Origin of the sequence: Paracoccus sp. (in: a-proteobacteria) (assembly GCF_030536915.1) — a bacterium.
Taxonomy (GTDB): domain Bacteria; phylum Pseudomonadota; class Alphaproteobacteria; order Rhodobacterales; family Rhodobacteraceae; genus Paracoccus.
Genome location: NZ_JAUNPC010000045.1, coordinates 1 through 12,201 on the forward strand (window position 1 = coordinate 1; position 12,201 = coordinate 12,201).

The 12,201-nt window shown below is 69.8% G+C and carries 9 protein-coding genes and 2 pseudogenes; 3 read left to right on the plus strand and 8 right to left on the minus strand.

Annotated elements, in window-relative coordinates:
- Positions 1 to 51: 51 nt before the first annotated feature.
- From Q4F04_RS09135 to Q4F04_RS09145, 3 genes are all read right to left on the minus strand, one after another.
- On the minus strand, positions 52 to 732 hold the full coding sequence (locus Q4F04_RS09135) for an ABC transporter ATP-binding protein (protein ID WP_303369528.1): 681 nt from the start codon (positions 730 to 732) through the stop codon (positions 52 to 54).
- Positions 725 to 2,023, minus strand: coding sequence for a lipoprotein-releasing ABC transporter permease subunit (locus Q4F04_RS09140; protein WP_303369529.1), 1,299 nt, complete (start codon positions 2,021 to 2,023; stop codon positions 725 to 727). The genes Q4F04_RS09135 and Q4F04_RS09140 overlap by 8 nt, the downstream gene beginning before the upstream one ends.
- A 150-nt stretch (positions 2,024 to 2,173) precedes the next feature.
- Positions 2,174 to 3,397: an AI-2E family transporter gene (locus tag Q4F04_RS09145; protein WP_303369530.1), complete on the minus strand. Its 1,224-nt coding sequence runs from the start codon at positions 3,395 to 3,397 to the stop codon at positions 2,174 to 2,176.
- Positions 3,398 to 3,491: 94 nt separating this feature from the next.
- Between Q4F04_RS09145 and radA the strand changes: the two genes are divergently transcribed.
- The 3 genes and pseudogenes from radA to purF all read left to right on the plus strand — a co-directional run.
- Positions 3,492 to 4,856, plus strand: coding sequence for a DNA repair protein RadA (gene radA / locus Q4F04_RS09150; protein WP_303369531.1), 1,365 nt, complete (start codon positions 3,492 to 3,494; stop codon positions 4,854 to 4,856).
- A 46-nt stretch (positions 4,857 to 4,902) separates the two neighbouring features.
- A complete protein-coding gene (locus Q4F04_RS09155; protein WP_303369532.1) occupies positions 4,903 to 5,502 on the plus strand; it encodes a CvpA family protein in 600 nt (199 codons plus the stop codon).
- A 145-nt stretch (positions 5,503 to 5,647) separates the two neighbouring features.
- Positions 5,648 to 7,096: pseudogene (gene purF / locus Q4F04_RS09160) on the plus strand (amidophosphoribosyltransferase); the annotation flags it as partial.
- 106 nt (positions 7,097 to 7,202) lie between these two features.
- Here purF and Q4F04_RS09165 read toward each other — a convergent pair.
- The 5 genes and pseudogenes from Q4F04_RS09165 to Q4F04_RS09185 all read right to left on the minus strand — a co-directional run.
- Complete coding sequence (locus tag Q4F04_RS09165) at positions 7,203 to 8,183, minus strand: glycosyltransferase family 2 protein (protein WP_303369534.1); 981 nt, start codon at positions 8,181 to 8,183, stop codon at positions 7,203 to 7,205.
- A gap of 127 nt (positions 8,184 to 8,310) precedes the next feature.
- A complete protein-coding gene (locus Q4F04_RS09170) occupies positions 8,311 to 8,472 on the minus strand; it encodes a hypothetical protein (protein WP_303369535.1) in 162 nt (53 codons plus the stop codon).
- Positions 8,473 to 8,623: 151 nt separating this feature from the next.
- Complete coding sequence (locus Q4F04_RS09175; protein ID WP_303369536.1) at positions 8,624 to 10,486, minus strand: DEAD/DEAH box helicase; 1,863 nt, start codon at positions 10,484 to 10,486, stop codon at positions 8,624 to 8,626.
- 369 nt (positions 10,487 to 10,855) lie between these two features.
- Positions 10,856 to 11,995: an alpha-D-ribose 1-methylphosphonate 5-triphosphate diphosphatase gene (locus Q4F04_RS09180; RefSeq protein WP_303369537.1), complete on the minus strand. Its 1,140-nt coding sequence runs from the start codon at positions 11,993 to 11,995 to the stop codon at positions 10,856 to 10,858.
- Positions 11,992 to 12,201 (minus strand): annotated as a pseudogene (locus Q4F04_RS09185) (hypothetical protein); the annotation flags it as partial. The gene Q4F04_RS09180 and the pseudogene Q4F04_RS09185, both read right to left, overlap by 4 nt.

The following is a 12,201-nucleotide window of genomic DNA, read 5'->3' on the forward strand; positions in this document are numbered from 1 at the left end:
GCCGGGGCCTGCCAGCCCAGACTCAGCAACCCGGCCATCGCCGCGACAGCCTCATCCAGCGGCAGGCGCGGTGCGGTCCAGCCGCACCACCCGGTCCATCCGGCCTGCAAGCTGCATGTTATGCGTGGCGATCAGCGCGGCCATGCCCGTCTCGCGCACCAGCGTCATCAGCACGTCGAAGACCCGGTCCGAGGTTGCAGGGTCGAGGTTCCCCGTGGGTTCATCCGCCAGCAGCAGAGCGGGCGCATTGGCCAGCGCCCGGCAGAAGGCCACGCGCTGCTGCTCGCCTCCTGACAGCGCAGCCGGGCGGTGATCGGCGCGGGGCGTCAGGCCCACGCGGTCCAGCAGTTCCGCTGCGCGGGTGCGGGCCGCTTTGTCAGAAACGCCGTTGGCCAACTGCGGCAGAGTGATGTTCTCAAGCGCGGTGAACTCGGGCAGCAGGTGGTGGAATTGGTAGACGAAGCCCAGTTCCCGCCGCCGCGCCTCGGTCCGGGTGCGGTCGGGCAGGCCCGTCATGTCGCGCCCGTTCAGCACGACGCGGCCCCTGTCGGGCGTGTCCAGCAGCCCGGCGATATGCAGCAGCGTGGATTTCCCTGCGCCCGAGGGCGCGACCAGCGCCACGACCTCGCCCTGCGCCACGGACAGGTCCAGCCCGCGCAGCACCTCGACGGCGCCGGGGGTGCCGGGATTGTAGGTCTTGGCGATGCTATCCAGCTTCAGGACGTCATTCATAGCGCAGGGCCTCGACCGGGTTCATGCGGGCGGCGCGGCGGGCCGGGAAGATGGTGACGATGAAGGACAGCGTCAGCGACAGCCCGACGGCCCTGGCGATGTCGATGCCGCGCAACTCGGCGGGCAGGCGATAGATGCCGCGCACCGAGGCGTCCCAAGCGCCGCCGCCCGAGAACCAGTTGATCCCCGCCATGATGCTGTCCACGTTCAGGGCCAGAGCCACGCCCAGGATCACCCCAACGATGGTGCCGATGATCCCGGTGAAGGCCCCGCACAGAAAGAAGACGCGCAGGATCGCCCCTTCCGTCAGGCCCATGGTCCGCAGGATGCCGATGTCGCGGCCCTTGTTCTTGACCAGCATGATCAGGCCACTGGTGATGTTCATGGACGCGATCAGCACCAGCACCGACAGGATGACGAACATCACGTCATCCTCGATGTCGAGCGCCGACAGGAACGACCCCGAGGCGTCGCGCCAAGTCCAGACGATCCCGCCCGGCAGCGCCCCCATCAGCGGGACAGTCAGCGCGTCCACGCCCTCAGGGTCCGAGACGAAGACCTGGATCTCGTCTACCACGCCCTCGCGGTTGAAGAAGGACTGCGCCTCGGCCAACGGCATGTAGATGCGGGTGCGGTCGATGTCGTAGCGGCCTGCGGAAAAGACATAGACGACCGGATAGGTGGCGATGCGCGGCGTTGTGCCGAAGGCCGTCTGCGCCCCTTGGGGCGAGATCAGCTGCACCACGTCCCCGACGTTCACCCCCAGTTCCCGCGCCATGCCGATGCCGATGGCCACGCCTTCGTCAAAGTCGGACAGATTGCCTTCGGCCGTTTCCGGGTTGGCGACGCGGGGGATGGCGGCAAGGTCCTCGGCACTCAGGCCGTAGACCTCGGCCACATTCGACCGATCCGCCACACTCGCCATCACCTGCCCGCGCACGACGGGATCGGCGCGCTCGACGCCCGGCAGCGCCTCGATCCGGGCGACGGCAGCGGGATAATCCGGGATCGTGCCCGCGACCGTATAAACCTCGTCCGTCAGCTCGTTCACGATCGAGCTTGGCGGCAGGTAGACCGTCGAATGGGCGTTGGCGCCAAGGATCGTGTCCACGAACTCAGCCCGGAAGCCCGAGCGCACCGCCAGCGTGGCGATCAGCGCCATCACCCCCAGCGCGATGCCGATGAGGCTGATCCAGGTCATGACCGACACGCCCCCCTCGGCGCGGCGCGCGCGCAGGTAGCGCCAGGCGATCATGAACTCATAGCGCGCAAACGGGGCGGGGTTCGCCATGCAGGGGCCTTTCGTCACTCGCGCCCTGCAATGGCTGCAGTCCCCGCCCGATGCAAGGCGACAACCCCGTGAGCCTCATGCCCATCTTCTTCGGGGCAAATATCCCGGGATCGTCGTCTGGGATGGTGGGGCATCCGGCCGGCCTTGCCGTCAGTCCGGGCGGGTGGCGTCCTTCAGCCCGTCCATGTCGGTGCGGTCCGACAGCAGCAGCGCCCACGGCCGCAGCACCGGCACATGGGCGCCCAGCACCAGCAGCGCCACCGTAACCGGCACCGCCAGCAGCGCGCCGGGGATGCCCCAGACCCAAGACCAGACCAGCAGCGCCACCAGCACCACGAGGGCCGAGATGGACACCCGCTTCCCCTCGACCTTGGGATCGACGTAGTTGCCCATGACCTGCTCAATGACGAGGATGCCCAAGCCCACAGCCACCGCCGTCCCGAAGTCCTGCGTCATGAAGACATAGATCACCGGCAGCAGCCCGGCGATGATCGAGCCGACCGTGGGGATGAAGTTCAGCAGGAAGGTCAGGATCACCCAGACGAGGATCAGCCCCGCGCCGAAGAACCACAGCCACAACCCGTAAAGCGCCGCCGTGATGATCCCCAGGATGGCCCGGATCAGCAGATAGGCGCGGACCTTCTGCGCGATGACCTCGGCGGATTCGGTCAGGCGCCATTCGTCGCGCGGATGGGTGATGGTGGCGATCTTGCGCCGCCAGTCGCCGCTTTCGATCAGGATCAGCAGGGTGAAGAAGAAGATGATCACCAGCCCCGAGCCGATCGACAGGGCCGAGTCGACCACGGTCGTGGCGACGCTTCCCAGCGCGCTGGCGATCCCGCTGCCGAAGCGCGAGGCGAGATCGCCCCCCGAACCCGACAGAAGCCCCTCTGCCCCGGCGCCCGCGCCCGCCGCTTCCGCGCCCGCCTTTGCCCCGCCGCCGGGAAGGCTCAGCGGCAGGGTCGTGCCCGCATCCTCGCCGCCCCCATCGCTTTCCGACCCGCTGTCGGGCAGCATCTGCGCGACCTCCTCGCCCGAGGGGAACTCGGCGATCACCTGCTGCGCGGCCAGCCACAGCGCGCCGAAGAACAGTCCCACCACCAGCAGCAGCAGCGCCATCGCCGAGGCGACCCCCAGCCAGCCGAAGCGGTCGGGCAGCTTGCCGCGGACCCAGTCGCGCACCGGCATCACCGCCAGCGCGATCAGGATCGACGACACCAGCGGGATCAGCACGGCCGATGTCGCCCGCAACCCCCAGCCGATGACGACCAGCGCGATAAGCGCCAGCAGCACGGTGCGGATGTCGTGCCGGTCGCTTCGGGGACCTGTCCCCGTTCCGGCGGCTGCCCCCGCGACCTCGCGTCCGTCTGCCATGACCGTTCCCTTGCTGCTGCTGCGGCCCAACCGCCGCCTGCCGGTTCGGTTCCGGCGCTTGCGGGCGCCCCACGGCGCTGCCACATAGGCCGGCATGGCAAAACCCGTCACTTCCTTCACCTGCACCGCCTGCGGTGCCGCGCATCGCAAGTGGTCCGGCCGCTGCGACGCCTGCGGCGAGTGGAACACCATCGTCGAGGAAGCGCCGCTGAGCCAGGGACCGGGGCGGGGCCTCGGCGCCCAACGCGGCCGCACGATCCCGCTGAGCGGCCTGTCCTCGACCGAGCCGCCGCCCGCCCGCGCGCCTTCCGGCATCGAGGAACTGGACCGCGTGCTGGGGGGCGGGCTGGTTCCCGGCAGCGCGATCCTTGTCGGCGGCGATCCGGGGATCGGCAAGTCCACGCTGATGCTGCAGGCCGCCGCGGCCTTCGCGCGGCGGGGCACCAGCGCCGTCTATATCAGCGGCGAGGAAGCGGGCGCGCAGCTTCGGATGCGGGCGCAACGGCTGGGATTGGCGGATGCGCCGGTGCGGCTGGGCACGGAAACCGCGCTGCGCGACATCCTGACCACGCTGGATGCCGAACGGCCCGACGTCGCGGTGATCGATTCCATCCAGACGCTGTGGTCGGACACGGTCGAGGCCGCGCCGGGCAGCGTGGGGCAAGTCCGGGCCGCCGCCCACGAGCTTGTGACCTTCGCCAAGCGCTCGGGCGTCGCCGTGATCCTTGTCGGCCATGTCACCAAGGAGGGCCAGATCGCCGGTCCCCGCGTGGTCGAGCACATGGTGGACACGGTGCTTTACTTCGAAGGCGAGCGCGGCCACCAGTTCCGCATCCTGCGCGCGGTGAAAAACCGCTTCGGTCCCTCGGGCGAGATCGGCGTCTTCGAGATGACCGGCGGCGGGCTGTCCGAGGTGGCCAACCCCTCGGCCCTGTTCCTGTCCGAACGCGGCGAGCCGGTGCCGGGCAGCGCCGTCTTTGCGGGCATCGAGGGCACGCGGCCCGTTCTGACCGAGGTCCAGGCGCTGGTCGCTCCTTCAACGCTGGCAGCCCCGCGCCGCACGGTGGTGGGGCTGGACAGCGGCCGCGTCTCGACCATCCTTGCCGTGCTGGAGGCGCGCTGCGGCATCCCCTTTGCCGGGCTGGACGTCTTCCTGAACGTCGCGGGGGGCATGCGGGTCGCGGAACCCGCAGCCGACCTTGCCATCGCCGCGGCGCTTCTCAGCGCGCGGGAAGACCACGCCCTGCCCGCCGAGACCGTCTTTTTCGGCGAGGTCAGCCTGTCGGGGGCGCTGCGTCCCGTGGCGCAGGCGGAAAACAGGTTGAAAGAGGCGCAGAAACTTGGTTTCTCGCGGGCGATCCTGCCCGAGGTCCAGAAGGTCGAGGGCGGCGGCGGCATGAGCCTTGCGCGGGTCGCCGATCTGACCAGTTTCACGGGCGAGACATTCGGAGCCGGATGACCGCCCCAACCACGCCGGGCGCAGGCCCGCACAAAGGGCGGTAGAGATGGACGGTTTCACCCTGATCGACGGCATCGTGGCCGCCGTCATCATCCTGTCGGCGATCCTCGCCTATTCCCGCGGCTTTGTGCGCGAATCGCTGGCGATCATGGGCTGGATCGGCGCGGCCGTGCTGGCCTTCGTCTTTGCCGCGACCCTGCGCCCGATGATCGCCCAGATCCCTTACGTGGACAGCATCATCGCCGACAACTGCGAGCTGGGGATGATCGCGGGCTTTGCCGTGGTCTTCGCCCTTGCGCTGGTGGTGTTTTCCATCCTGACGCCGCTGTTCTCGTCGGTCGTGCAGCGGTCGGCGCTGGGCGGGGTCGATCAGGGCATGGGTTTTCTTTTCGGCGTGGCACGCGGCATCCTGCTGGTCGTGATCGCCTTCATCGTCTACGACCGGGTGATGACGACGCAGCGGGTCGCGATGGTGGACCAGTCGCGTTCCGCCCAGGTCTTCCAGCAGATGAGCGGCGAGTTGAACCAGCAGATCCCGCAGGACGCGCCCGGCTGGCTGGCCGCCCGTTTCGAGCAACTGGTCCGCGATTGCGGCCCGACCGGCGCCACGGTGACGCCCACCGCCCCCGCGCCTGCCGCGAACTGATCCGAAAGCCGCGACGTTCCGGTGATCTGCCGCCCGGTGGGGTGACTTTTCGCCGGTTCCATCCTACATAGGCGCAGTCCCGCGCGACTCGGGGCTGCGACAGCCGCCGAGCGACCTTCACCCGACACAGCCACAGGCCGACGCGATGCAGCCCTTTCTTGCGGACCCTTTCGACAGCGACCGGCTGCACGAGGAATGCGGCGTCTTCGGCGTGATCGGCGTGGCCGAGGCTGCGAACTTCACGGCCCTCGGCCTGCACGCGCTGCAGCACCGCGGGCAGGAGGCCGGGGGCATCGTCGCCTTCCACCCCGACAAAGGCTTCAACAGCGCCCACCGCTTCGGCTATGTCCGCGACAACTTCACCAAGGCGTCGCTGATGGAAACCCTGCCGGGCGACCTTGCCATCGGCCATGTCCGCTATTCGACGGCAGGCGCGAAAGGCCCGGCGATCCGCGACGTGCAGCCCTTTTTCGGTGAATTCGCCATGGGCGGCTGCGCCATCGCCCATAACGGCAACATCACCAACGCCGTCGCCCTGCGCCGCGAGCTGATCGAGCGCGGCTCGATCTTCCAGTCGGGCTCGGACAGCGAATGCATCATTCATCTGATGGCGCGGTCCATCCAGCGCAACATCCCCGAACGGATGAAGGACGCGCTGCGCCGGGTCGAAGGCGCCTTCAGCGTCATCGCCATGACCCGCACCAAGCTGATCGGCGTGCGCGATCCCCTAGGCGTGCGCCCGCTGGTGCTGGGCAAGCTTGCGGGCGACGGCTATGCGCTGGCGTCCGAAACCTGCGCGCTGGACATCATCGGGGCCGAGTTCGTCCGCGAGATCGAGCCGGGAGAGATGGTGGTGATCTCGAAGGGCCGCATCGAAAGCTCGCGCCCCTTCGGCCCCGCCTCAGGCCGGTTCTGCATCTTCGAGCATGTCTATTTCAGCCGCCCCGATTCCATCATCGGCGGCCGTTCCGTCTATGAAACCCGCAGCCAGATCGGCGTGGAACTGGCCCGCGAGGCCCCGGTGGAGGCCGACCTCGTCTGCCCCGTTCCCGATTCAGGCACCCCCGCCGCCATCGGCTATGCGCGGGAAAGCGGCATCCCCTTCGGGATGGGGATCATCCGCAACCAGTACATGGGCCGGACCTTCATCGAGCCGACCGAGCAGATCCGCAACATGGGCGTCCGGCTGAAGCTGAACGTCAACCGCGCGCTGGTGAAGGGCAAAAGGGTCGTGCTGGTGGACGATTCCGTGGTGCGCGGGACGACCAGCCGCAAGATCAAGGACATGATCATCGACGCGGGCGCGGCCGAGGTGCATTTCCGCATCGCATCCCCGCCGACCGCCTGGCCCTGCTTCTACGGCGTGGACACACCCGACCGCGACAAGCTGCTGGCCGCGAACATGACCCCCGAGGAAATGCGCGACTGGATCGGGGTGGACAGCCTCGCCTTTGTCTCGCTGGACGGGCTTTACCGCGCCGTGGGCGAGGCGCAGGGCCGCAACGATTCCTGCCCGCAATATTGCGATGCCTGCTTCTCGGGCGACTATCCCGTCGCGCCCTTCGACCAGCTTGAACGCGGCTTCCGCATGAAGCCCGATCCGCTGTCGGGGGATGCCGAGGCGCAGCAGGACCAGACCGGCTACGAGCCGGTGGACCACACCCTGCCCCCGAACAGCGCCACGCAGGCTGCCGAATAGGTCAGACGGCCAGCGCCTCGATCAGCGCGGCATGGCGGCGTTCGGTTTCCGCCTGCGCGGCGGCGATCTCGGGGATGGCCATGAGCCGCGCGTATTCCGCCCGCAGCCGGGCGCCGTGGCGCTGGCCGAAGCCGGTGTCCCGGAGGCCCGCCCCGGCGATGCGGTCGAAATAGCGATAGGTGTGGCGGTCGTTCTCTTGCCCCTTGGGCGCCGCGCCCCGGCCCCGGTCCTGCCGCAGCAGGAACGAGGCCAGCGACTTGACCGCGTAATGGTTGTAATGCGCCATGCCGTAGCGGATGTCCTCGACCGGAACGTTGCGCAGGAACGCCCACAGCTTGCCGCCCGGCGGGATGGCGAAGGTCGAGCCATCCGCCCGCATCACCAGCAGGTCGCGGTCGCCGCGATAGCCCATGACCGAGTGGTTGTGGATATGCCGGAACCGCCCGAGGCCCCGCGTCAGGGTCTTGACCGGACCATTCGCGCGATGCCGTTCCGGCAGGCGGCGGGTGAACTGGTCGGTGACAAACCCCGGCTGCCATTGGGGATCGTCGCCGGTCCCGAAGGTCCGGGCGTTCAGCATCACGATGTCCACGGCCTCGCTGGCCGCGGCGGTCAGGTCCTGCACCCTGCCCTGGCCCATGCAGACATCCAGGAACTCGTCGGCATCCAGCACCATCAGCCAGTCGGCGCGGTCCAGTCCATGAGCCTTGCGCATCGCCGCATAGGCGGCGTGCTGCGGCACCTCTCCGGGTGCGACGGTGCTGCGGTGATGGGTGATCGCGCCGGCGCGGTCCAGCGCGTCCAGCAGCAGGTCGGTCCCGTCGCGGCAGTCGTTCGAGGCGATGAAGATGCGGTCAAAGCCGATGGCGCGGTGATGCGCCACGAATTCCAGCGCATAAGGCCCCTCGTCCCGCATGGACGAGACCAGCACATGGCCCAGCGCAGCCTTTGCGCCCCCCTTGTCCGGCACGGGCATGGCCATGCGGTCATCCTGCATGATTGCCTCCACCTGATCCGGGCCTGGCGCGGGCGGCCTGCCTGCGCCCTTCGACCGGGCGGATGTGTCCCGTACCAGAGGCGAGGTCAAGCGGATCGGGGCCGGACCTCGTTCACGCAGTCGACTCCCTGGCGGGCTGCGATGCCCCGTTTTCGGCCACGGCCTGTTCGACCACGGCCTCGAACAGTTCGCCCAACTCGCGGTCGGTCAGGTCTTCCACGGTCGTGCCCGCCGGCAGCAGGGCATCAACTGCATCACGGGTGGTCGTCGGCATCATCCTGCCTTCTGCCCCAAGGGGGCGCATCGGGAAACGGGGAAGCCCAAGCGTTACTCGCCCGTCCCGTGAGCGGTCAAGCGGCCGCACCGACCATCTGACGCAGCGGCAGTTCAAACCTGCATGAGAAGACCGACCATGCGGGGCGCCGTCAGCGCTTTGGGGCCTTGGCGGGCCAGCGCGGCTTGCCTGCCGCGCCCGCCGCCTTCGGCTTGAGCCTGGCGCGAGGGGCCTCGGCCGTGCTGCCCGGCGCCTTGTCAAATGACTTGCCGGCCTTGGCTGCACGCGACCCCTTGGTGGCAGGCGCGCCGCCCTTCGGGCCGTCCAAAGGCGTCCAGCGCGGCTGCGCCTCGGTCCGGGGCGCCTTTGCCGCGCCGCGTACGGGGCGCGGCGGCCGGGCTGCGGGACGGGACCCCTGGTCGGGGCTGTCAAAGCTCGGCTCGCCCGACAGGCGGCGCATGGACAGGCCCGGCTCAAGTTCCGCTTCGGCGCCGAAACGGGGGGCCATTGCCGCCGCGATCTGCACGAAAGTCTCGTCCTGGCGGACGCGGATCGCGCCGATGGCGTCGCGGGTGATGCCGCCTGTCTCGCAGATCTTGGGCAGAAGCCAACGGGCCTCGGCCCGGCCGGTATGCCCGACCGACAGCGCGAACCAGACCGCCTCGCCGAACTCGCCGCGCGGGCGCGGGGCGGCGGGCGCCTGGGGCGCCGTGGTTTCCATCAGTTCCTCGGGCGCGGGGCGGCCCTCGCGCCATAGCCGCACGAAGGCTGCGGCGACCACATCGGCGCCGAAACGTTCCAGCAGCAGCGCGGCGGTTGCAGCTTCCTCGCCCGGTTCCTCGGTCAGCGCCGGATGGTCGAGCAGCCGCGCGTCGTCGCGGGCAAGCACGTCGTCGGCCGAGGGCGCCTTGCCCCATTCCGCCTCGACCTTCGCGCCCTGCAGAAGCCGCTGCGCCTTCTTGGTGTCGCCCGGCGTCACGATCAGCGCCGAGACGCCCTTGGCCCCCGCCCGGCCCGTGCGGCCCGAACGGTGCAGCAGCGTTTCGGAATTGGTCGGCAGGTCCGCGTGGATCACCAGCTCCAGCCCCGGAAGGTCGATGCCCCGTGCGGCCACGTCGGTGGCGATGCAGACCCGCGCCCGCCCGTCGCGTAACGCTTGCAGCGCATGGGTGCGTTCCGCTTGGCTGAGTTCGCCCGACAGCGCCACGGCCTTGAAGCCGCGGTTGCCCATGCGGGCCAGCAGGTGGTTCACGTTGGCCCGCGTCTTGCAGAAGACGATGGCCGTCTGCGCCTCGTGAAAGCGCAGCAGGTTGAAGATCGCGTTCTCACGGTCCCGCGCCGTCACGCTGAAGGCCCGATAGGCGATGTCGCCGTGCTGGCGCGCCTCGCCCGCCGCGACGACCCGCAGCGCGTCCTTCTGGAACTCGGTCGCAAGCTTCGCGATGGCGGGCGGCACGGTGGCCGAGAACATCAGCGTGCGGCGGTCCTGGGGGGCGGATTGCAGGATGAACTCCAGATCCTCGCGGAAGCCGAGGTCCAGCATCTCGTCGGCCTCGTCCAGCACGCAGGCCCGCAGCGCCGACAGGTCGAGGCTGCCGCGTTCCAGGTGGTCGCGCAGGCGGCCCGGGGTGCCGACGACGATCTGCGCGCCCTGCGCCAGCGCCCGGCGTTCGGTGCGGTAGTCCATGCCGCCCACGCAGGTGGCGATCTGCGCGCCCGCATCGCCGTAAAGCCAGCCGAGTTCGCGGGCGACCTGCAGCGCCAGTTCGCGCGTCGGCGCGATCGCCAGCGCCTGCGGCAGCGGGATGTCCGGCAACCGGCCGTCGTCGAGGATGTCCGCCGCCATCGCCAGCCCGAAGGCCACCGTCTTGCCCGAGCCGGTCTGCGCCGACACCAGCAGGTCGCGCCCCGCGGCCTCGGGGGCCAGCACGGCCTGCTGGACCGAGGTGAGGCTGTCATAGCCCTTGGCGGCAAGCGCCGCGGCCAGCGGCGCGGCAAGTTCGAGATCTGTCATTGGTACTTTACCAGAAGGGGATGCCACGCACCCGATGAGCGGCACCACGTCCTTCCAGCCCGGACCCCAGCGCCCGGCCATCCGGGAAACCTCGGGCCAAGGGGCGTTCCTACACGCGGGCTCTGCGGAAGTCAACTGCTTGCCGCATCCGCCCACGGCATCGCCGCACGGGTTCCGGACGCCTTGACGCAGCATCGCAGCCAACGAACCTGCGGACCCGGCTGTGTCGCCGAGGCGGTCGGAACCTTTGCAATCCCCGGCAGGTGGCGTACGGAATCCCCGGAAGACACCTGCCCGGCCATGCAGGCACCGCCACGGCAATGCCGGTTGCGCCGGAAACCCGCTTGTCCCGGCGAAATCCCTCCGCCTTCAGACCCGCCGCCCCTGCACCCAGACGCCGCGCACGGCCCCGGCGGCGCCGATCCGCGTCACCCGGATGGCATCGGCGCGGGCGCCGATCTCCAGCCGCCCCCGGTCGTGCAGGCCGGTGGCCCGCGCCGGCGCGATGGTCACGGCCGCGATGCCGCGCGCCGTGTCGCCCCACAGGTCGCCCAGCATCAGCGCCCCGGTCAGCAGGGACGAAGGGACGTAATCCGAGGACAGGATGTCCAGCAGCCCCTCGGCGGCCAGCGCCGCCGCCGCCACGTTGCCGCTGTGCGAGCCGCCGCGGATCAGGTTCGGCGCCCCCATCATCACCAGGATGCCGTGGTCGTGGCAGGCGCGGGCGGCCTCGGCCGTGGTCGGGAACTCGGCGAAATGGACGCCGTGACCGGCGCTGACCGCGACCTGCCCGGCGGTGGTGTCGTCGTGGCTGGCCAGCGTCGCCCCATAGCGGCGGGCCTCAGAGACCACGGTGGCCTCGTGCCGGGCACCCACGCGTTCCTTCAGGGCGGTCATGTGCAGGACATGGGCGTCGAAGACCTCGTCGGTCATGGCGAAGCGGCCGGTGTAATAGTCGCGCAGCTTGGACAGGTCGCGGAATTGCCGCTCGCCCGGCGTGTGGTCCATCAGGCTGACGATGCCGATGCGGTCGTCGGGACCGAACTTGGCCATTTCCGCGATCAGCGTCTCGGAACAGACCTCGGCCCGCAGGTGCAGGAAATGGCTGATCCGCAGCGCCCCCTGCGACCGCAGCTCCATGATCTCGGTCGCCAGCGCGCGGGCGTATTCGCCGTAGTTCGCATCCGCGTCCGAGACGACCGAGCCGACCCGCAGCGCATCGAAGACGGTGGTGATGCCCACGCCCGCAAGTTCGGCATCATGGGCGATGATGGCGGCCCCATGCGGCCAATGGACCTTGGGGCGCGGCTGCAGGTGCCGTTCCAGGTTGTCGGTGTGCAGCTCGATCAGGCCGGGCATGAGCAGATCGCCCTCGCAGTCGATGGCGCCGGCGGGGACCTGCGTGCCCTGGGCGATGTCGGCGATGCGGCCGCCGGCCAGCCGGACCTGTCCGCTGATGGTCTCGCCGGGCAGGACAAGGCGGGCATTGGCAAGGATGGTTTCGGTCATCGGGGGTCCTGTGTTGTCATTCCCGCGGCATCCAGCGCGGCCAGCAGCCGGGCCACGCCCTCGTCGGGGGTCGCATCGTTCATCACGGTCGCGGCCGCAAGCCCGCCGGGCAGGTCGAAGGCGGCGCGGTCGAGCCGTTCGGCGATGTCGCCGGGTGTCTCGCGGCCGCGGGCCGCCAGCCGCCGGGCCAGCAATTTCGGCGGGGC

Bases quoted from the DNA above. Each gene is read 5' to 3' on its own strand.
- Q4F04_RS09135 (WP_303369528.1), bottom strand. From the start codon at position 732: ATGAATGACGTCCTGAAGCTGGATAGCATCGCCAAGACCTACAATCCC.
- Q4F04_RS09140 (WP_303369529.1), bottom strand. From the start codon at position 2,023: ATGGCGAACCCCGCCCCGTTTGCGCGCTATGAGTTCATGATCGCCTGG.
- Q4F04_RS09145 (WP_303369530.1), bottom strand. From the start codon at position 3,397: ATGGCAGACGGACGCGAGGTCGCGGGGGCAGCCGCCGGAACGGGGACA.
- radA (WP_303369531.1), top strand. From the start codon at position 3,492: ATGGCAAAACCCGTCACTTCCTTCACCTGCACCGCCTGCGGTGCCGCG.
- Q4F04_RS09155 (WP_303369532.1), top strand. From the start codon at position 4,903: ATGGACGGTTTCACCCTGATCGACGGCATCGTGGCCGCCGTCATCATC.
- Q4F04_RS09165 (WP_303369534.1), bottom strand. From the start codon at position 8,183: ATGGCCATGCCCGTGCCGGACAAGGGGGGCGCAAAGGCTGCGCTGGGC.
- Q4F04_RS09170 (WP_303369535.1), bottom strand. From the start codon at position 8,472: ATGCCGACGACCACCCGTGATGCAGTTGATGCCCTGCTGCCGGCGGGC.
- Q4F04_RS09175 (WP_303369536.1), bottom strand. From the start codon at position 10,486: ATGACAGATCTCGAACTTGCCGCGCCGCTGGCCGCGGCGCTTGCCGCC.
- Q4F04_RS09180 (WP_303369537.1), bottom strand. From the start codon at position 11,995: ATGACCGAAACCATCCTTGCCAATGCCCGCCTTGTCCTGCCCGGCGAG.